The 20,554-nt window shown below is 64.6% G+C and carries 17 protein-coding genes; 2 read left to right on the top strand and 15 right to left on the bottom strand.

Annotated elements, in window-relative coordinates; all coding sequences use genetic code 11:
• Positions 1-156: 156 nt before the first annotated feature.
• From ACIPUB_RS14695 to dinB, 14 genes are all read right to left on the bottom strand, one after another.
• Positions 157-912, bottom strand: a complete 756-nt coding sequence (locus ACIPUB_RS14695) for a cell division protein FtsQ/DivIB (protein ID WP_407608041.1) — start codon at positions 910-912, stop codon at positions 157-159.
• A complete protein-coding gene (gene murC / locus ACIPUB_RS14690) occupies positions 912-2,312 on the bottom strand; it encodes a UDP-N-acetylmuramate--L-alanine ligase (RefSeq protein ID WP_407608040.1) in 1,401 nt (466 codons plus the stop codon). The genes ACIPUB_RS14695 and murC overlap by 1 nt, the downstream gene beginning before the upstream one ends.
• Before the next feature lie 5 nt (positions 2,313-2,317).
• The gene (gene murG / locus ACIPUB_RS14685) at positions 2,318-3,448 is read right to left on the bottom strand and encodes an undecaprenyldiphospho-muramoylpentapeptide beta-N-acetylglucosaminyltransferase (RefSeq protein WP_407608039.1); all 1,131 of its coding nucleotides are present in this window, start codon (positions 3,446-3,448) and stop codon (positions 2,318-2,320) included.
• A 44-nt stretch (positions 3,449-3,492) separates the two neighbouring features.
• The gene (ftsW, locus tag ACIPUB_RS14680; protein WP_407608038.1) at positions 3,493-4,785 is read right to left on the bottom strand and encodes a putative lipid II flippase FtsW; all 1,293 of its coding nucleotides are present in this window, start codon (positions 4,783-4,785) and stop codon (positions 3,493-3,495) included.
• Positions 4,786-4,794: 9 nt separating this feature from the next.
• Positions 4,795-6,339, bottom strand: a complete 1,545-nt coding sequence (murD, locus tag ACIPUB_RS14675; protein WP_407608037.1) for a UDP-N-acetylmuramoyl-L-alanine--D-glutamate ligase — start codon at positions 6,337-6,339, stop codon at positions 4,795-4,797.
• On the bottom strand, positions 6,321-7,424 hold the full coding sequence (gene mraY, locus ACIPUB_RS14670) for a phospho-N-acetylmuramoyl-pentapeptide-transferase (RefSeq protein ID WP_407608036.1): 1,104 nt from the start codon (positions 7,422-7,424) through the stop codon (positions 6,321-6,323). The genes murD and mraY overlap by 19 nt, the downstream gene beginning before the upstream one ends.
• On the bottom strand, positions 7,421-8,899 hold the full coding sequence (gene murF / locus ACIPUB_RS14665; RefSeq protein WP_407608035.1) for a UDP-N-acetylmuramoyl-tripeptide--D-alanyl-D-alanine ligase: 1,479 nt from the start codon (positions 8,897-8,899) through the stop codon (positions 7,421-7,423). The genes mraY and murF overlap by 4 nt, the downstream gene beginning before the upstream one ends.
• A gap of 13 nt (positions 8,900-8,912) precedes the next feature.
• Positions 8,913-10,541 (bottom strand): UDP-N-acetylmuramoyl-L-alanyl-D-glutamate--2,6-diaminopimelate ligase, encoded by a 1,629-nt coding sequence (locus tag ACIPUB_RS14660; RefSeq protein WP_407608034.1) that lies wholly within the window; start codon positions 10,539-10,541, stop codon positions 8,913-8,915.
• Positions 10,541-12,373, bottom strand: coding sequence for a penicillin-binding protein 2 (locus ACIPUB_RS14655; protein WP_310288139.1), 1,833 nt, complete (start codon positions 12,371-12,373; stop codon positions 10,541-10,543). Before ACIPUB_RS14655 ends, ACIPUB_RS14660 begins: the two co-directional genes overlap by 1 nt.
• 76 nt (positions 12,374-12,449) lie before the next feature.
• Positions 12,450-13,181: a hypothetical protein gene (locus tag ACIPUB_RS14650; protein ID WP_407608033.1), complete on the bottom strand. Its 732-nt coding sequence runs from the start codon at positions 13,179-13,181 to the stop codon at positions 12,450-12,452.
• Between the two features lie 2 nt (positions 13,182-13,183).
• A complete protein-coding gene (rsmH, locus tag ACIPUB_RS14645; RefSeq protein WP_377700357.1) occupies positions 13,184-14,314 on the bottom strand; it encodes a 16S rRNA (cytosine(1402)-N(4))-methyltransferase RsmH in 1,131 nt (376 codons plus the stop codon).
• A gap of 37 nt (positions 14,315-14,351) precedes the next feature.
• Positions 14,352-14,780, bottom strand: a complete 429-nt coding sequence (gene mraZ / locus ACIPUB_RS14640; RefSeq protein WP_310293345.1) for a division/cell wall cluster transcriptional repressor MraZ — start codon at positions 14,778-14,780, stop codon at positions 14,352-14,354.
• Between the two features lie 582 nt (positions 14,781-15,362).
• Positions 15,363-15,737 (bottom strand): DUF3040 domain-containing protein, encoded by a 375-nt coding sequence (locus ACIPUB_RS14635; RefSeq protein WP_310288148.1) that lies wholly within the window; start codon positions 15,735-15,737, stop codon positions 15,363-15,365.
• A 174-nt stretch (positions 15,738-15,911) separates the two neighbouring features.
• Entirely contained in the window at positions 15,912-17,114 is a 1,203-nt protein-coding gene (gene dinB / locus ACIPUB_RS14630) for a DNA polymerase IV (RefSeq protein ID WP_310288151.1), read from the bottom strand.
• 100 nt (positions 17,115-17,214) lie between these two features.
• On the opposite strand from dinB, the gene ACIPUB_RS14625 reads away from it, so the two are divergent.
• The gene (locus ACIPUB_RS14625) at positions 17,215-18,321 is read left to right on the top strand and encodes a polyprenyl synthetase family protein (RefSeq protein ID WP_310288154.1); all 1,107 of its coding nucleotides are present in this window, start codon (positions 17,215-17,217) and stop codon (positions 18,319-18,321) included.
• A gap of 111 nt (positions 18,322-18,432) precedes the next feature.
• On the opposite strand, the gene ACIPUB_RS14620 is transcribed toward ACIPUB_RS14625, so the two are convergent.
• Positions 18,433-18,789, bottom strand: coding sequence for an Rv2175c family DNA-binding protein (locus tag ACIPUB_RS14620; protein WP_264270693.1), 357 nt, complete (start codon positions 18,787-18,789; stop codon positions 18,433-18,435).
• Positions 18,790-18,989: 200 nt separating this feature from the next.
• On the opposite strand from ACIPUB_RS14620, the gene ACIPUB_RS14615 reads away from it, so the two are divergent.
• Positions 18,990-20,528 (top strand): LysM peptidoglycan-binding domain-containing protein, encoded by a 1,539-nt coding sequence (locus ACIPUB_RS14615; protein WP_407608032.1) that lies wholly within the window; start codon positions 18,990-18,992, stop codon positions 20,526-20,528.
• The last annotated feature ends 26 nt before the right edge of the window (positions 20,529-20,554 follow it).

Genomic DNA, 20,554 nt, shown 5'->3' with positions numbered 1-20,554 from the left:
AACCGGACCAACGTTAACCCTCAACTCGAAGGTTATAGTTATGTCAAGCAACCGCTATGAAAACGCTATGTTTCGTAGTTCGTACATGCAACGACCAAGGCCGCGTGTCGCCCCTAAGTCGTTGTTTTTTCTTGTATTCGGGCCCTTGGCGGTCCGTTACCGGGCCACCGGGTGCTGCGGGCTGGAAATGTCGTACACCTTAATGGGTGCTTTCTTGTCTTTCGGGGCCGCCAAAAGGGCTTCCAAGACCTTGGTCTTGAGGGCCGAATCCTGGTCGTTGCCCCAAATCACCAGCTGTCCGTCGTTGAGCTTGAGCTCAACAAAGTCCTTGCTGGTGGCCGTCGCGTGGTCCACGTTTGCCAACAGCTTATCCGGTAGTTCCGAGAGAACCTTGGTGAGCATCGAAAACACCTTGGGGTCCTTGGTCACCTTCGAGGATCGGATCGTGGGGAGCTTCGGCTTGTCCTTGGCCTTCAGGGACGCCAGCAGCTGCCCCTCGGGCCCCACCAGGGAGCGTTTCTTGCCCTCCAGCAACACCGCCACCGGGACGAATTCGACGACCTGGACCTGCAACGTGTTCGGTGCCTCGGCCTGGACGATCGCGTCCTTCACCGCTGGCTGCCCGTCCAACAGTTCCATGACGCGGCCGGTACCGACCCGCGAAAGCGGGATGCCGTGAAGCGGCTCGAGGGCCTTTTGCACGGTCTTGTCGCTGACGAGCGAATTGCCCGAGACGGTGATCGACTTGATCGCCAGGATCGGCGAATACGTCAGCACCAGCACAAGAACCACCACTAGGCCCGCGACCACCGAGGCGCCGATGATCCAACGCTTTTTGGCGCGAACCCCCGGGTCCTGCGGCAGGTCCAGGACGTTGTTCGGGCCCTGCCCGGACCCGGCCTTGCCCGCCATCAGCTGCCCAGACGTTTTTCCAGCGCGGCCACGATGGCACCCGCCTGCTCGGTGACGTCACCGGCACCGATGGTCATGACCACGTCCCCGGGGGCCGCGACCGAGGCGAGCACCTCGGCGGCCTTAGACATGGACACCAGCCCCCCGGCGGTATTCAGCTCGCGCGTCAGCAATTCGCTGGTCACCCCGGGAATAGGGGTTTCCCGTGCCGGGTAGATCTCCAGCACGTACGCGGAATCGGCCAGGGAGAGCGCCTCGGCGAACTCGCGGTGGAACTCCTTGGTGCGGGAAAAGAGGTGCGGCTGGAACAAGACGTGCACGGCTCCGTCGCCGGCGACCGCTCGCGCCGCGCGCAGTGCCGCCGTCACCTCGGTGGGGTGGTGGGCGTAGTCGTCAAAGACCCGCACCCCCCCGGCCTCGCCGCGGAAGTCGAAGCGGCGAGCGGCACCGGTGAAGGCGCCAAGCCCGGCCACGGCGGCTTCGGGTTCCAGCCCGCAGTCAAGGCCCACGGCGAATGCTGCAGCGGCATTGAGCAGGTTGTGGTTTCCGGGCACTGCCAGTTCCAGCGCGGCGGTTTCCCCACTGCCCCACTCCAGGGTGCAGGCAAAGCGCAGCCCGACGGGCTTCGCGTCGCTCAACCGGCGGTCCGCGACCTCGGCGAAGCCGTAGGTCTGCACGCGCAGCTCCGGACGCTCACGGCGCATTCGCACGGCCAGGGCCAGGGAGCCGGGATCGTCGGCACAGCAGATCAGCAGTCCCGAGTCGGGAAGCAGGCAGGCGAAGTCGTAGAAGGCGCGGTGCACGGCCTCGACGCTTCCGTAGTGGTCAAGGTGGTCGGCCTCGATGTTGGTGACGACAGCGACATCGGGGGCGTAGTTCAGGAACGAGGCGTCCGATTCGTCGGCCTCGGCCACGAACACCCGGCCCTGCCCGTATTCGGCGTTCACGCCCAGCGAGGCGATGTTGGCACCGATGGCGAAGGTCGGGGAGATGCCGGCCTCGCGCAGCATGAAGGCGACCAGCGAGGTCGTGGTCGTCTTGCCGTGGGTCCCTGCCACGGTGATGACCCGGTGTCCCTCCATGGTCGCGGCAAGCCCCTCCGAGCGGTGCAGGATGCGCAGTCCGCGGGCGACGGCCTCGTCGTACTCCGGGTTGCCGTCCTTGATGATCGAGGAAACGACCACGGTGTCGGCATCCCCGAGATTGGACGCGGCGTAGCCCACGTTGATCCGGGCACCTGCCTCGCGCAGGTCATCGAGCACCGGCAGGTCCTTGGCATCGGTTCCCGAGACCGTCAGGCCGCGGGCCAGCATGAGCCTGGCAACTGCCGAGACCCCCACCCCGCCGATGCCCAGCAGGTGGACGTTGCCCAGTGTCGCAAGTGTGTTTTGTTCCTGCATGTCCCTTAGCTTCCCGTGTTGGCGGTCTGTTGCGGCCCTGCGTGGCCGAGCGATTCGCGGATCATCGATGCCATGACCTGGGCCGCGTCGGCGCGACCCTGTGCCTTGGCGGCTGCGCCCATGGCGGCAAGCGCCTGCCGGTCCCGCAGCAGCGGCAGCAGCGTCGTGGCCAGGTAGTCGGTGGTGAAGTCGGCGTTGTCAACGACCAGCGCACCGCCGGCGGCGACGAGGTCGGCGGCGTTCAGGCGCTGCTCGCCGTTGCCGATGGGCAGCGGGACGAGCACCGAGGGGGTGCCGGCCACCGCCAGCTCGCACACCGTTCCGGCCCCCGAGCGGGCGACCATGAGGTCTGCGGCGGCGTACGCCTGGTCCATGGAATCAACGTATTCGACCTGCCGGTAGCCCGGTGCCGACAACGGGTTGCCGGCGGCGTCAAGCACCACCTTGCCGCGGCCGGTGATGTGCAGCACCTGCACCCCGGCATCGACCAATTGGGGCAGGCCGGCGGCTATGGTCGCATTGATCGAGGCGGCCCCGGAGGAACCTCCGGTGACCACGAGCGCCGGGGCGTCCCCGGCGAGGCCCAGGGCGCGGCGTGCAGGTTCCCGGTGGGCGGCCCGGTCCATGGTGGCAACGAATCCGCGCATCGGCATGCCGACCACCTTCGCACCGGGCAGCCCGGTGCCGTTGAAGGCCGTCCCGACGCCGGCGGCGAAGCGGGCGCCGACCTTGTTGGCCAGCCCGGCGCGGGCGTTGGCCTCGTGGATGAAGACCGGCAGCTTGCGCTTCCTCGCGGCCAGGTACACCGGGGTGCAGACGTAGCCCCCGACCCCAAGCACCGCCTGGGCGCCGGTGTCGTCAAGGATCGCGCCGGCAGCCTTGATTGCGGCGCGGAAGCGCAAGGGCAGCTTGAGCAGGTCAAGGGAGGGACGGCGAGGCATCGGGACCTTGGCGATGGTACGCAGCTCGTACCCGGCCTCGGGCACCAGCCTGGTCTCCAGGCCGCTGGCCGTGCCCACCGCGGTGATCTGCGTGTTTGGGTCCGCGGCGCGCAGGGCGTCGGCAATGGCAATCATGGGGGTGATGTGTCCGGCCGTTCCGCCGCCGGCGATCACCACGCGTAATGGCTCAGTCATGGGGTTTGGTGTACTACTTTCCAAAGATCGGTGTTTCGGGCGGACTACTTGGCCGAGCGGCCCTTTGCGAACATGGCGGCCAGGCCGCGCGGGGTTCCGGCCGGTTGCAGTCTAACGCGTTGTTCCCGGGCAAAGGACAGTACCACCCCGATGCCCAGGAACGCGGCAAGCAGAGCCGAGCCGCCGGAGGAGATGAAGGGCAGCGGGACGCCGATGACCGGCAGCAGGCCGGTGACCATGCCGATGTTGACGAAGGCCTGGCCAATGAGCCATGCCATGATGCCACTGATGGCAACGCGCCCGAAAATGGTCCCGGTGCGCACCGCGATGCGGTACATGGCCACCGCCAGCATCCCGTAGAGCACGATCACGAACATGGTGCCCAACAGGCCCATTTCCTCCCCGAGGACGGCGAAGATGAAGTCGTTCTGCGCCTCCGGGATGTGTGACCACTTCTGCCTTGACTGGCCCAGGCCGACGCCGAACCAGCCGCCGGAGGCCAGGGCGAAGAGCCCCTGTTCGGCCTGGTAGCAGTAGTCCTGGGGTCCGTCGCCGCAGGCAATGTGGAGCCAGGCGAGGATCCGGCCCATGCGGTTGGGGGCCAGGAGCACCATTCCCGCGATTCCGACAAGGCCTATCAGGCCGGCGATGCCAAAGAGCTTGGCCTTGGCGCCTCCCACAAACATCACCACGGCCAGTACCAGCAGCAGGATCAGCGCGGTGCCCAGGTCCCTGCCCAGCAGGACCAGGCCGACGATGAGCAGCCCGAAGGGCATCAGCAGCGGGACGACAGCATGCTTCCACTGGTCCATGAGCTTGGCCTTGCGCTCCACCACCCAGGCGCCCCACAGGGCGAGGGCCACCTTGGCGAATTCCGAGGGCTGGATGGAGAACGGCCCGATGAGGATCCAGTTCTTGTTGCCGTAGATCTCCTTGCCGATGATCAACACCAGCAGCAGCAGCACACCGGCTCCCGCGAGGGCCGGCCAGGCCATCTTCTTGAGGGTGGCCACCGGGATCAGTTGCAAGCAGGCCAGGGCGACAACGCCCACCAGGGCCCACAGCGACTGCTTGAAGAAGGCCTCGAAGGCCGACTGGTTCCGGGCGATGGCTTCCACGGAGGAGGACGAAAGCACCATGATCAGGCCCATGAAGGTCAGGGCCAGCGTGGTGCCCAGCACGACGTAGTAGTTGATCTGGGCACCGCGCAGCGAGGGATCCTCGATGCGGGTGAACCACTTTGCCAGTCCACGCGGTTCCCGGCCTCGGCCGCGCTGCGGGCCCGGCGTGCCGGCCTTGGCGCTGTTGCCCCGTGGCGTGCGGGATGTGCCGCTCACGACTGCTCCTTACCTGGGGTCGTCCCCCATGAGCGCACGGACCGCGTCGATGAAGGCATTGCCGCGTTGTGCGTATGAGGAAAATTGGTCCATTGATGCCGCCGCCGGGGCCATGAGCACGGTGTCCCCGGCCATGGCGATGTCGGCGGCCGCCTTGACGGCCTGGGACATCACGGCCCAGCCGGCGGCGGATCCGGCCGAGCCGGCACCGCCTTGCACACCAGTTTCCCGCACCTCCGCCATGATCACCGGCACCTGAGGTGCGTGTCGTTCAAGGGCCTGGAGCAGCGCGGCGGTGTCGGTGCCGATCACCACCACGGCTTTCAGCCGCTTGGCATGGGCCGATACCAATTCGTCGTACTCCACGCCCTTGGAAAGCCCTCCGGCGATCCACACCACCGAGGAGAAGGCGCCCAGCGAGGCACCTGCGGCATGCGGGTTGGTGGCCTTGGAGTCGTTGATCCACAGCACGTCGTCGCGGCGCGCCACGGCCTGGATGCGGTGGTCGCCGGAATCGAACCCAGCCAGGCCCGCTGCCACGGCGGCGGGTTCGACTCCGCAGGCCCGTGCCAGTGCGGCGGCCGCTGCGGCATTGGCGGCCGTGTGCCGGGGCACCACCTCGCCGATCTGGTCCAGGGCGATCAGTTCGGCGGCGGAGTTCCTGCGGTCCTCGATGAAGGCGCGGTCCACCAGCAGGTCCTCGACGACCCCGATCATGCTCAGCGACGGGACGCCGGTGGTGAAGCCGATGGCGCGGCAGCCCTCGATGACGTCCGCGTTCTCGACCATGGCCTCCACGACCGGCTCGTCGGCGTTGTAGATCGCGGCGATCCTGGTGCGTTCGTAGATCTTGGCCTTGTCGGCCTTGTAGTTCCCGAAGCCGCCGTGCCAGTCGACGTGGTCCTCGGCGATGTTCAGCACCACCGAGGCCAGCGGGGAGATGCTGTGGGTGAAGTGCAGCTGGAAGGAGGAGAGTTCCACGGCGATCACGTCGAAACCCTCCGGGTCGCGGATCGCGTCCAGGATGGGGGTCCCGACGTTGCCGGCGGCGATGGCGCGCAGGCCCGCGGCCTTGAGGATCGACTCGGTCATTCCCACCGTGGTGGTCTTGCCGTTGGTGCCGGTGATGACGACCCACTCGGCGAGCTTGCGCCCTTCCTTCTCGCGCACGCGCCAGGCCAGCTCCACGTCGCCCCAGATCTCGATGCCGGCCTCGGCTGCTGCGGCGAGCATGGGTTGGCGCGGGTTCCAGCCCGGGGAGGCGATGAGCAATTGCGGGGCCTGGCCGTCGATCATCGGCAGCGCGTCGGTGTGCCCGGCGCCCAGGAGCACGTCGGCGGCGCCGACGATCTTCAGGGTGTCGGCCCGCGAACGGTTGACCTCGGTGTCGGCGCCGTCGATGACGACGACCTTGGCACCGAGTTCGATCAGGGTGTCGGCTGCGGAGAAGCCGGACAGGCCCAGGCCCGCCACCACGACGCGCAGCTCGGCCCAGTCCGATTCCCAGCGGGTGAGATGGTCCAGGTTGGCGTGGGTCACAGGGCCACGACCCATTCGGAGTAGAAGATGCCCAGGCCGGCGGCCACGAAGAGCCCGCCGAGGATCCAGAACCTGACCACCACGTTCTCCTCGGCCCAGCCGGCGAGTTCGAAGTGGTGCTGCAGCGGGGCCATCCTGAAGACGCGCTTGCCGCCGGAGAGCTTGAAGAACCCGACCTGGATGATCACCGAGAGCGAGATGATGACGAAGAGCCCTGCCAGCACCAGCAGCAGGATCTGCGTGCGGGACAGGATCGCGAAGGCGGCAATGGCGCCGCCGATGGCCAGCGACCCGGTATCTCCCATGAAGATCTTCGCGGGCTTGGCGTTCCACCACAGGAAGCCGATCAACGCCCCGCAGAGGATCGCGCCCAGCAGCGCCAGGTCCATGGGGTCGCGGACGGTGTAGCAGACGTTGGATGCAGCATCGAGCCCGCAGGCCTGGTTCTGCTGCCAGATCCCGATGATGGTGTACGCGCCGAAGACCATGATGGAGGCACCGGTGGCCAGCCCGTCCAGGCCGTCGGTGAGGTTCACGCCGTTGGTGGTTGCGGTGACGATCAGGTTTGACCACAGCACGAAGAGGATCAACCCGAGAAGCGGTCCGGCGAAGGCCAGGTCGACGTTGGTGTCGCGCAGGAAGGATATCGCCGTCGAGGCGGGGGTCAGCCCGTTTTCGTTGGGGAAGTTCAGCGAGAGCACGGCGAAGCCGATGCCCACCGCCGCCTGCAGCACGATCTTTTGCCAGGCCCGCAGGCCCAGGGAGCGTTTCTTGGCGATCTTGATGAAGTCGTCCAGGAATCCGACCAGTCCCATGCCGGCGAAGAGCAGCAGGACCAGCAGTCCGCTGGCCGAGATCCCCGAGGAGGGCCTGCCCATCAGTGCCAGCAACCCGTGGGTCGCGAAGTAGCTGAGGATCACCGCTGCGATGATGATGACCCCGCCCATGGTGGGGGTGCCGGACTTGGTGGCGTGGCTGGTGGGTCCGTCGTCGCGGACCACCTGGCCATACTGTCTGACGGTGAGCATGCGGATGAACAATGGCATGGTGACCATTGTGAAGATCAAGGCAATGCCGGATCCCATGATTAGAGCAATCACTGCGCCGAGCCCTCCTTTGCGGCGGAAGAACCGCTGGTAGTTTCGGCAATTTGATCGCCCAGGTGCCGGAGCCCCGAGCCGTTGGAGGACTTGAAGAGCACGATGTCCCCGGGAAGCAGGTTCTCGTTCAGGATCCGTGCGGCTGCCTTGGTGTCCTCGGCGTAGTACGCCTCGTCGCCCCAGCTTCCCTCGAGCACCGCGGAATTGTAGGCCAGCTTGGCCCCGCGCCCCACGACGAGCAGCTTCTTGATATTCATGCGCACCGCGATGCGCCCGAGCATGTCGTGTTCGTGGCGGGAGTCCTCGCCGAGTTCGAGCATTTCGCCCAGCACGGCCCAGGTGCGCCGGGCGTTGCCCTGCGCGTCGGGCAGGCCGAGTTCGGCCAGCGTGCGCAGTGCTGCCCGCATGGAGTCCGGGTTGGCGTTGTAGGCGTCGTTGATGATGCTCACCCCGTCGGCCCGTTCGATGCGTTCCATGCGCCAGCGGCTGCTCGGGCCCAGGCCCTGCAGGGTCGCGGCGATTTTCGCCGGTTCCAGGCCCAGGTATTCGGCCACGGCGGCGGCGGCCAGGATATTGGCCACGTGGTGGCGCCCGATGAGCCCGGAGGTGACCTGGTGCGTCGAGGAATCGGCGGCGACCAGGGTGAACACCGGGTGGCCGTCGGCGTCGACGTCCAGGTCCCGGGCCCAGACACCGGCCCCGGTCTCACCGGCGGTGCGCTGGACGCCAAAGGGCCGGACAGGTGCGCTGGTGCGGGTGTGCATCGGGGCCACGAGATTGTCGTCGTGGTTCAGCACCGCGAGCCCGGTGGCGGGCAGTGCCTCGACCATCTCGCCCTTGGCCTTGGCGATGTTCTCGATGCCGCCGAATTCCCCGGCGTGTGCCGAGCCGACGCCCAGGACCACCCCGACCTCGGGGTGGACCATGTCGGTGAGGTAGCGGATGTGTCCGATGCCGGTGGCACCCATTTCCATGACCAGGTACTTGGTCTCGGCGGTGGCGCGGAAGACCGTCAGCGGGACGCCGACCTCGCCGTTGTACGAGCCCACCGGCGCGATCGTCGGGCCCAGGTTGGCCAGCAGCGCGGCGAGCAGGTCCTTGGTGGTGGTCTTGCCGGCCGAACCGGTGATGCCCACCACGCGCAGCCCGTTGGCCGCCTTGAGCCGCTCGACGATGGCGGCGGCGATCTGCCCCATCGCGATGATGGCATCGGGGACGATGATCGCCGGGTGCACGGCACCGTCGGCGGATTGGGTTTCACGCTCGGCCAGGGCCAGCACGGCGCCCTGGCCGATGGCAGCGTCGATGAAGTGGTGCCCGTCGGAGGACTCCCCCGGCTTGGCTACGAAGAGCCAACCGGTTTCGCAGTTGCGCGAGTCGGTGTCGACTCCGAGGATGGGCGTGTCGGCGCTAGCCGTTGAGGTGAGTCGCCCGCCGGTGATTTCGGCGATTTCGGCGGAAAGTAGTTCAATCATGGCAAGTAGGACTTTACCCTTCATCCGTGGGATCGAAGGAATCGGAAGCCGCCGCCAGGGGGCTGAAGCCGTGGGCCAGCAGTGCCCGGCGCAGTTCCTCGCGGTCGTCAAGTTCGAGGTTCACGCCCATGACCTCCTGGAAGACCTCGTGTCCGCGTCCGGCCACCAGGATCGTGTCCCGCTCCCCCGCCATCGCCACGGCAGCAGCAATTGCCGCCGCGCGCGGATGGATCTCGCGAACTTCGCTCTGCAGGCCGTTGGCCTGGATTTCGGCGCGGGCACCGGCGGCCACCGCGGCCCTGATGGGCGCCGGGTCCTCGGAGTGCGGGTCGTCATCAGTGACAATGACCACGTCTGCGTGTTGGGCGGCGACGGCACCCATGATCGGGCGCTTGGTCGCGTCGCGTTCGCCGGTGGCCCCGAAGACCACGATCACGCGGGATCCGGGCTCGGCCGAGCGAACCGAGGACAGGGCGCGGGCCAGGGCGTCGGGGTTGTGGGCGAAGTCGACGATGGAGGCCGGTGCCTCGGCGATGACCTGCATGCGGCCCGGCACCTCGACGGTGAGTGGGTTGGCCCGGTCCAGGGCCTCCTGCAGCCGGGCAGGGTCGACCCCGGAGGCCAGGACCATCAGGACGGCCAGGGCGGCGTTGGAGACGTTGAAGTCACCCGGCAGGCCCGTGGCCGTCTCGATGACTGTCCCATCGGGTCCACGCAGCTGGAACCGGTGGCCCAGGCCGGCCGGAACGACGTTGTCGATGACCCAGTCGGCACCGGTCGTCGCGGGGTCGCTGGCCAGGGTCCAGACCTCGGCCGTGGCCTGCCGGGCCATCTCCAGGCCCCAGCTGTCATCGACCATGATCACGGCCCGGTCGCTGCGTTCCAGGTCGAAGAGCAGCGCCTTGGTCTCGAAATACTCCTGCATCGAGCCGTGCAGGTCCAAGTGGTCCTGGGTGAGGTTGGTGAATCCGGAGACCGCGAAGCGCAGCCCGTCGACCCGCCGGTAGGAGAGGGAATGGGACGAGACCTCCATGGTGGCTGCCTCGACACCGAGTTCCCGCATGCGGGCCATCAGTCCGTGCAGCTGGGGGGCCTCAGGGGTGGTGAGGATGCTGGGAATCGGCGTATCGCCGGCGGCAATCTCGATCGTGCCCACCAGGCCGGTCTCCCGACCCAGGGCACGCAGCACCGAGCGAATCATGTAGCTGGTGGTCGTCTTGCCGTTGGTTCCGGTCAGTCCGAAGAGTTCGGGACAGGCCTCGTCGGTTCCGTAGACCAGTGCGGAGAGTTCACCAACGACTTCGCGGACCTGTTCCACCAGCAGCACCGGCACCCCGGCTGCCGAGGCCGCGTCTTCGCCTTCGATGTCGGTCAGGATCGCGGCTGCACCGGTCTCCACGGCGGCCTGGGCGAATTGCGCGCCGTGGAAGCGGGCGCCGGGCGCGGCAACATAGATGTCCCCGGGCTGGACGGCGCGCGAATCCAGGCAGATCCCGGTGACCGTGGTCCCGCCATCTCCGATGATGTTCGCACCCCGCCCGGTTTCGTGCAGGTATTCGAGCATTGCTGTCAACGACGTGGTGCTTTTGTCCAGCGGACGCAGCAGGGCTTCCGCCGAGCGGGGAGTGAGGGCTTGAGGCATTACCAGGATTTCTTTTGTTCGGATCCGATGAACACGTCGTACCCGTTGGGCTTCGAATTGCTCGGTGCAACATTGTAGGCGTTCAGGGTCTTGCCCATTACTTCACTAAAGGTATCGCCGACCGTCCATGACTTCCAGTTGCCCTTGGGCCGGTACATGGTGACCACGACGGCGATCTCGGGGTCCTCCAGCGGAGCGACCCCGGCAAACGAGTTGGTGTACCCGTCATATCCGCCGTTGGGGCCGGCAGCCTGGCCCGTGCCCGATTTTCCGCCAACGCGGTAACCGGACACAGCCATCTTAGTGCCGGTGCCCTCCATGACCACAGTCTCCATCATCCGGAGCATTTCCTTCGACGTCTTTTCCGAGAACACCCGCTTGCTCTTGGGTGCGGCGGGCTTCTCGATGGTGCCGTCCGGATTGATATAGGAATCGATCAGCGTCGGGTAGATGCGCACGCCTCCGTTGGCAACCGTCTGGGTGATCTGCGCGGTGTGCAGTGCCGTCTGCGTGTAGGCCTGGCCGAACATGGTCGCGTACTGCTGGCGCCGCTCCCAGTCCTGCGGCTCGGCGAGGATGCCCTTGCTGGCCCCGGTAAGGCCAATGTCGATGGCTTCGCCCAGGCCGAGCTTTTTCATGTAGGCGTGACGCGTCTCGTTGCTCATCTTGTTGCCGATCATGACCGTGCCGGTGTTGTAGGAGCGGGCGAAGATGCCCGCGACGGTCATGTCGTAGGTGGAGTGCTTCAACGAGTCGTTGATGGTTTCCTTGTTGATGGTGTACGCGTTGGGGACCTTGAAGGCATCGGTGGGCTTGACCACGCCCTCCTCGAGGGCCGCCGCAAACGTCGGGACCTTGCCGGTGGAACCAGGCTCAAAGGCCTGGGTGATCGATGCCGAGGTGCGGAAGCGCCCCTCGGTGGCGCTGGGGTCGTTGGGGTCCATTTGGTTTGAGTCCCCAATGGCAATGATCCGTCCCGTTTTCACTTCGGTGACGATGACCGAGACCCAGTCGGCGTTGAACTGCTCCTGCTTCTTCAGGGCCTCTTCCTGGGCGATGAAGTTGATGTCGCCGTCGATGGTGAGCTTGATGTCCTGGCCGTCGACGGCGGGCACCTCGGTCATTTCCGCCACGGGAATCCGTACGCCGTCCGCACCGATCTCGTAGGTGCGGGTTCCCGCTGTCCCCTTCAGGCGGTCATTTTGACTCAGTTCCAGGCCTTCTGCACCGTTGTGGGATTGCTGGTCCTCGGAATTCCTCACGAAACCCAGAAGTGGCCCGGCCACAACGCCGTTGGGGTACTGCCGTTCGCTGCGGAGCTGGCCCGTCAACGTGGGGATGCGAAGTTCCATGACCGCATTGCGCACCTCGGGGGTCACGCCCTTGGCGACGACGGAATAGGCGTTCTTTTTGGCACCGGGATCCCCGACAATCGCGGTGCGCACTGTATCGATGTCCTGGTCAAGGATTACGGCCAGTTCGCCCACGGCCTGTTCAATGGTGACCTTTTCGCGCGTGGCACCGCCGGAGGGCTTGTTGCGCACGATCGGCTTGTTCGCATCCACCTTGCGTTGGTCGATGACCAGGTCATAGCGATCGACACTGGTGGCCAGGATCGTCCCCGTGGTGTCGAGGATCTGTCCGCGCTTGGGCTGGGTTTCCTGGACCCGGGTGCGGTTCTTGACCGCGTCGGCTGCCACGGCCTTGGCGTTGAGCGACTGGACGAAGAACAGCCGGCCGCCAATGAGCAGAAGCAGGACCAGGGCGAAGACCACGACCATGCGCAGGCGCGGATGGGTCGTTCCGGTGTTGGACGGGGATTTCTTGGGCATTCGGTCCTCAGCTCATACCGGGTAGGCGTGGTGGTGCTTGTCATGTTCCGGGGATGGCCCGGAAATCGATGTACCCCTATTGTCCCGGGGTCTTAAGGCTCGGTGCCGGGATGGTTCCGCCGTTGAGCTCGGCCTTGGAGAAGTCCGGGCGGGAACCGTCGGTCGTCGCAGGAGCCTCCGAGGCCGTGGTCTTCGGTGCGTTCCAGTTGTCGGCTGCGGTCTCCGGAGCCACGACCGGGGTCGTCGGCTGGGCAGCCTGGACCGGGGCCTTCTTCTCCACGGGGGCCGCCGGCTTCGCCGGTGCCTTGAGCACGCCTGCGTTCGGCGAGGCGTCCTTGCCGGGCTTCTCGGCGGGCGTTGCGGTTCCGCTGACCTTTCCGGTTTCCAGATTGATGGCGGCGGGCGTCCCGGGCTTGACCATGCCCAGGTCTGCCGCCTTCTTGGCGACTACCTGAGGTGCGCCGAGATACAGGGCTTCCTGGCGCAATGCTTCGTTTTCCTGTGAGAGGGACCGCTCCTGGGAGCGCAATTCAACTGCGGTGTATTGGCCGTTGGCGATATACACGTTGATCAGGAGCACGGCCACCACCGAAGCGATGACCAGCACGAAGATCGAGACGATGAACGGGACCCGACGCTTTGAACCAAGTGCCGGAACCACCGAAAGCGTTGTGCGGCGCTTGGCGGCAGGTTCCTGGGGTCGCGTGGCCGGTATCGGCTGCGGGGCGTGGCTGAGCGCATTGGCACCCTGAGTGGCTGGAAGCTCGACGACACGAGAACGTACGCGGCTGGGTGTCCGGTTGCTCATTTTCAGCTCCTCTTCAGGATGCGTTCCACGGCTCGCAGCTTGGCTGAGGCTGCGCGTGAGTTTTCTGCGATTTCTTGGTCGGTGGGCTTCTCGGTTCCTCGTGTCAGGACCTTGAATTGCGCCTTGTGTTCTTCCAGCTCGACGGGGAAGCCCGCCGGTGCCGAGGACTTGGATCTCGAGGCGAAATGCCGCTTCGTGATTTTGTCCTCCAGGGAGTGATAACTCATCACCACGACCCGGCCTCCTGTGTGAAGGGAATCCATCGCTGCCGGAATGGCCCGATCCAACACGTCGAGCTCTTCGTTGACTTCGATTCGAAGGGCCTGGAAAGTTCGTTTGGCAGGATGCCCCCCGGTGCGGGCGGCCGCGGCCGGCACGACGGAGCGGATGGCTGCCACCAGCTCCTCAGTGGTGCTGAAGGGTTTCACCTTGCGGGTCTCAACGATCGCCGAGGCGATGCGTCCGGCGAATTTTTCCTCGCCCCAGGCCCTGATGATCCGTACCAATTCCGCTTCGCTGTATTCGTTCACGATGTTGGCGGCCGTGGGGCCGCGCGAAGTGTCCATGCGCATGTCCAGCGGCGCATCGTAGGAGTAGGCGAAGCCGCGCTCCCTTTCGTCAAGTTGCAGGGAGGAGACACCGAGGTCAAAGAGCACGCCGTCGACCCCGTCGAACCCGAGATCGGCAACGACGTCGGCGATCTCGTCGTAGATGGCATGTACTAGGTCCGTGCGATTTGCGTAGGGTTCCAGTCGCGCCCCGGCCAAGGCCAAAGCCTGCTCGTCACGGTCAAGCCCGATCAGGTGGACGTCGGGGAAGCGTTGCAGCAGGGCCTCCGAGTGGCCACCCATGCCCAAGGTGCAGTCCACGACCACGGCCCGGCCGCGCGCGGCAATGCCGGCTTCAATCCCTGGCTCCAAGAGCCCTACGCATCGATTGAGCAGTACTGGAACATGGCGTTCCGAGGCGGGTCGCTCTGCGGCTCCGTCTAAATTCACCGCTCCCCCTTTCGCGTGGGCTTTGTGCTTCAGGTGTTGGCTGGGATCAGATCCCCCTCCGACCCGCTTCCGCCCAGCCTGACTCCGGGGAAGTGGAGTCAGGATGCACGTTTTACGGGCGGCTGGAGATCTCATCCAAGCCACTTTCGGGCTTTCAGCCACCGCGAGGTGGCTAGGATCCCGGAAGTACTTCGTCATCCGTTTCGGAGAACACGTCCTCCTGTTGTTCGAGGTAGGAATTCCATGAGGTGGAATCCCAAATCTCGACCCGGTTGCCCGCGCCGATCACTGTGACCTCGCGGTCCAGCCCCGCATATGAACGAAGCATGGACGGAATGGTGACCCGCCCCTGCTTGTCCGGTAATTCATCCGAAGCACCGGAGAGAAAAACACGCGCATAGTCCCTCGCCTGGCGTGACGAGATCGGAGCTTGGCTCATTTGCTCATGCTGCTTCTCAAACTCACGTTGACTAAAGACGTATATGCAGCGTTCCTGGCCACGAGTCAGAACCAAACCATTGGCTAATTCATCGCGATACTTGGCCGGGAGGATTAATCGCCCTTTCTCATCGAGGCGCGGTGTATACGTTCCAAGGAACATACAGACCGCCTCCCGGTTGAAAGAAGCAACTTGCTCCATTCCCCTCTATTTCGCTCCACTTTACTCCACAACCCTCCACTGTCAACGACCGTTTCGGCATTTTGGCTTGTAAACCGAACGAAAAGTGTTGATTTTTCGGGCATTTCTAGCGGGGAGTCGAGTGGAGGGGTTTTTATTCAGATCAAACTCCCAGAAAACTTCGCGTGATGGCCGACACAGTCGCGTTTTCGAAAATACGCGGATTTACAAGGTGTTTCGAGGGTTTGGGGAGCAATGTGGAGGGAAGTGGCAGGTGGACGTGGGGGAAAGTGGAGGAAAACGGGACAGCCATTGTGGAGGGCAAAACCTGCGCAGAAAAAGAATTTACGTCGATTGGCCATACTCGGCGCGTCGTTGGTTTTCGGAGCCTCACTGCATTTCCCTCAAGTCCCGGACAGTGTCGGGTCACCAGAGGACTCCCGCCCCTACCCCAGCAACGTTCGACTGCAATCACCGGGCATTAAAAAGGCCAAGGCCCCGCGCTTGGTGCGGAGCCTTGGTCGAACGATTGGGGCGGAGCGTCAAAGCTCCGATGGGCGAGGTCTAGGAACCGTGCTCGTCACGCTTTCGCTGTTCCCACTTGTTTTCCAGGTCACTCATGAATCCCGGTTTCTGCGGATTCTTCGAGGCGCCGGTCGCGCCGCTCTTCTTGGTGCCGCCCTTGCGCGAAAGGGCCAGGTACACGCCGCCAAACATGACGATGAACCCCAAGACGCCAACGATGATCAGCTGGCTTGAAACGCCATAGATCAGCACACCAAGCCCAACGATGCCGATCAACGCACCCAAAGCCAGGTTGCGCGTTGAATAGTTCCCCGCCGTCGACGCGGATTTCATCGTCGACGCGAAGCGATGATCTTCATGTAGCTGCTTTTCCAGCTGCTCCAGAAGACGTTGCTCATGCTCGGAAAGTGGCATCGTCTCTTCCCCTTCACTCCACGGTCCCGGCTCTCGCCTTTACCTACTTGAACGTTGTAAGCCCCGGCAATGTTCCCGCCAATTCGGCTGGCCAACTTCTACTTCCAGAATAGTCCTGAAACTCGCTAATAAGGTAGTCAGGATTCAACTCTGGGCAGACTCGCAGCGAATAAGTCACGATGGCCGCTCAGGTTTTTGCTCTTTTTGCCCGTGATCCAGCAGGGATGCCGGTCGAAGGGCACCTGCAGGGAACCGCGAGCGGACCAAGTCCATGGTTGCCTCGGCCTGTCTCCAGTTGTCATCGCGCGGATCAATGCTCAATTGCATTCCGCCACCGGCGTTGCCCAGCTTCTCCGCCCGGATGCCTACGAGTCTTACGGCTTGGGGCCGTGTGCCGAGTTTCTCCAGAAGGCCTTCGGCAGCCGCCACGAGGTCACCGGCGGCGTTGCTGGGCACCGGAAGCGTGCGGCTGCGTGACAGCGTGGAAAAGTCGCTGTAGCGCAGCTTCAACGCCACCACCCCTGCCACTTTCTCGGCCTGGCGGAGTCGCGCTGCGACGCGATGCCCGAGATGCAGTATTTCGCGGTGCAATACCGCCTCATCCCACAGGTCCACGGCGAAGGTCTCTTCGGCGCCGATGCTTTTTTCCTCGCGTTCGCTCTCCACCGGACGATCGTCCAGCCCCCAGGCCAAGTTGTGAAGGTGGACACCCGTGGCCCCGAGCCGCCTGCTGAGTGTCTCTTGGGGAGTCTGGGCCAACTGGGCTACTGTGCTGATGCCCATTTCCCGCAGCACGACGGCGGTCTTGGCGCCTACTCCCCACAACACCCCCACCGGCAGGGAATGCAGGTAAGACAACGTTTGATCGGGCCGGATCACCAACATGCCATCGGGCTTGGCGCCCGTGGAGGCGACCTTGGCCACGAACTTCGAGGCGGCAAGGCCTACACTCGCCGGCAATCCGAGCTCGGTGCGCAACCGCACACGAATCATCTGGCCGATGGCCTCTGGAGGCCCAAGGCGCCTGATGCTGCCCGTCACGTCCAGAAAGGCCTCATCGACGCTCACTTGCTCTACCAGGGGCGTGACCTGGTGGAAAATCTCCATGATCCGGGCGGAGTACTCCGAATACAACGAATGGGTCGGCTTGATGACGACAGCACGCGGCGCCATCCGCATGGCCACGGCCATCGGCATTGCCGATTTAACCCCCAGGGCGCGGCATTCATAGGAGGCCGAGAGAACGACGGAGCGTTCCCCCGGAAAACCGACGATCACCTGCTGTCCCACCAGCTCGGGTCGGCTTAACAGCTCCACCGACACGAAAAAGGCATCCATGTCGACGTGCAGTATCGCGCGTGCCTTGCCCTGAGCCATGGAGTGAAGTCTAGCCAACTTGGCCGACAATCCGATGGGAGCCGGTGGCCCGGCTAGAGTTAAGGGAATAACGACGCTGTGCGATCTATGGATGGGAAACATGACACTTTTTGCTGCGGACACTTCCGACCCCGAACAGGCACGGTTACTTTCCGCAGACTTCTCGGATCGGCTCGAGACATTGCTCTCGACCTTCCTTGCAGAACAACATCAGGTCATCTCGGACATTGCCCCGGCGGCCGCCGAAATCGTCACCGCCATCGACGATCTGACACGCGGCGGCAAGCGCCTCCGGCCGCTCTTTGCCTTCTGGGGATACCTGGGCGCGGGCGGCGACGCCGACGCCGACGGCATCGTGCAGGCCGGAGCGGCCATTGAGCTCTTCCAGGCCGCCGCGTTGATCCACGACGACCTGATTGACCGCTCCGACACACGGCGGGGTCAGCCCAGCATCCACCGCCGCTTCGAATCCCTGCACCGCGCCTCTGGATGGCAGCGCGATGCCTCGCGATTCGGCGAGGCCGCCTCGATCCTGGCCGGGGACCTGTGCCTGTCGCTCAGTGAACAGCTTTTCGCCACGATCAGCCCCTCTGTTCCCGAGGCGCGGACGATCTTTGACCGCATGCGTGCCCAGGTGATGGCCGGACAGTACCTGGATGTCCTGGAGGAATCCGCCGGCCCCTCCTACGGACCCGCGGATGCCGTCAAGCGGGCACGGACCATTGTGCGGTACAAGTCGGCGAAGTACTCCGTGGAGAACCCGACGCTGCTCGGAGGCGCGCTGGCCGGGGCGCCCGCGGAACTCTTGGAGCAGTACTCCCGGTTTGCGCTGCCCTTGGGCGAGGCATTCCAGCTGCGCGACGATGTCTTGGGCGTCTTCGGGGACCCCGCAATCACGGGCAAGCCCGCGGGCGATGACCTGCGCGAGGGCAAGCGCACCGAGATCATCGCCCACGCGTTGACCCTGGCCTCCGAGTCGGACCAGGCATTCATCCAGTCGCGGCTTGGGGCAGACGACCTGCAGGACGGCGAGGTCACGCGTATGAGCGCTTTGCTGGAGTCCTGCGGGGCGTTGGCGGCAACAGAATCGTCGATTGCCGAACTTTCCGAGCAGGGTTTTTCCGCCCTGGAGGAACTCACTGTCGGGACTTTGGCCCGCCACGGGCTTCGGACCCTCGGCCTGGCGGCGATTCGCCGCACCTCTTAGAAGGGCCCAGCTAGACCAAAGGCGAAGGTCCCTTCCCGGTTTCTCCGGACGGGACCTTCGCCTTTGGTGCAGTGTCTGTGCGTTGGCCAAACACCTGGAGTCTTGCTCTGGCTACCAGCTCAGAGCCTGGGCGCGACGACGGATTTCGGTCTTGCGTCCTGCCCGCAGTGCATCCATGGGAGTCCCGTTCAACGACTCGTCCGGGGTGAAAAGCCACACCAGGAGCTCATGGTCTTCGTAGCCCGAGTCCTTGAGCACCGAGATCGTGCCCTTGAGGCTGTCGACAATGGCCCCGTCCAGGAGGAAGGCTGCGGGGACGCTGCGGATGTTGCGCTCCCCCACTCGAACGGCAATGATTGCGCGCTCATCGATCAGGCTATGGACTCGTTTGATGGAAACGTCCAGTGCTTCGGCCAGGTCGGGCAGGGGCAGCCATTCGGCCACAAGATTCTCAAGATTGCTCACCATTCCAGCGTGCCACATGTGCGGGTCATTCTGGAGCCATATGAATGATTTCGTCGTGGGATCTTTCACAATTGCCATGTCGTGGTGTAAATTCACAATAGTCACAACCGCACCATGAGTCACATAACGCACATAGGCCACAGTCGTGTGCGTTCAATTGCGACCGAACGATTCGTCCTTGCCCCAACCCAAAGGATCGCTCCATGTCCCTTGCACATAACAATCGCGTCAGAGCCCTTGGCAGCGCCGTCGCCACGGCGGCAATCCCGGCGGTGGTCCTTGGTTCCTTAGCAATCCCGGCCCAGGCTGCACCTTTGCCCACCCGTGACGCCCTCCAGCCGAAGCTCGCCACCCCGGCGATGGTGAAGGCTGCAGAGGCACGGATCAGCGCTCACTTGGTCGCGGCCCACGTTCCCGGATCGGTTGTGCCCCTCGCAAAAAAGGGTGGAACCGCAACGGTCAAGAAAAACGACACCCTTTCCCATATTGCCGCTCGCACCGGCGTCTCGGTGAGTGACCTGAAGAAATTCAACAAGCTCTCTTCCGACCTGATCAAGCCCGGCCAGGTGCTGCGCCTGAGCGGCGGCTCCTCGAAGGCGTCGTCACCCAAGGCTTCGTCCAACAGCAATGGGTCCTCCGCCAAGGCGCAGACCTACAAGGTTGCCCAGGGCGATGTCATGGGATCGATTGCCAGGAAGCTCGGCGTGTCCCTTTCCGCGGTGCGCACCGCTGCCGGCAACCCTGCCAACGACACCATCTACGTCAACCAGACGCTTCGCTTCGGATCAACCGGCTCCACAGGCTCGGCCAAGGCTGCCCCGAGCGCCAACTCCGGCGGCTCGCAGGGCACCTACACGGTCAAGTCGGGCGACAGCCCCTCCATGATCGCGATCCGGCACAATATGTCGGTCTCCGCCTTCATGAAGCTGAACAACCTGTCGAACGGCGACATCATCCGTCCCGGTGACAAGTTGAAGATCAGCGGCTCATCCTCTTCCGCTTCGTCTTCGCCGTCTAGGTCGGCTGCGCCCTCCGCGCCCAAGTCCCAGTCCGGCGGCTCCAGCTACAAGGTGGTTTCCGGCGACACCCTCGGGCACATTGCCTTGAAGTCCGGGACGCCGCTGAACACCATCCTGCGGTTGAACCCGGGTCTCACTTACTCGACTGTGCTGAAGATCGGCCGGACCCTGAAGGTCAACAGCGGCGGCTCCGCCGCCCCGCAGTCCTCGGGCGTCAACCCCACCAGCTCCAAGCCGCTGGTAGGCAACTCCTTCCTGGGCCGCACCTACAAGTCGGACGTGGTCGGCTCGGCGAACGACAACAAGCGCGAGCTGCTTTCCCGGAACCTTCCATCCCCTGCAGCCATGCAGTCGATGATCGCCAGCACCGCCCGGCAGATGGGTGTCGATCCGGCGCTGGCCATGGCACATGCCTTCCAGGAATCCGGATTCAACATGAATGCGGTCTCCCCGGCAAACGCCGTGGGCGTCATGCAGGTCATCCCGTCGGCCGGCGAATGGGCAGAGGGACTGGTTGGACGCCAGCTCGACCTTCTCAACCCGCAGGACAACGTCACCGCCGGTGTGGCGATCATTCGCTCGCACCAGCGCAACGCGCCGTCCATGGAAATGGGCATCGCCTACTACTACCAGGGTGCCACCGGCGTAAAGCGCAATGGCATGTACGCCGACACCAAGAACTACGTGGCCAGCGTCATGGCCCACCGGAACAAGTTCAACTAGCCTTCCGGTCAGCAAGACGGGTGTGG

Source organism: Paeniglutamicibacter sp. ORCA_105 (genome assembly GCF_045798545.1).
GTDB classification, from domain to species: domain Bacteria; phylum Actinomycetota; class Actinomycetes; order Actinomycetales; family Micrococcaceae; genus Paeniglutamicibacter; species Paeniglutamicibacter sulfureus.
Note: the sequence above shows the minus strand (reverse complement) of the source record. Positions and strands in the feature narration are given on the sequence as shown.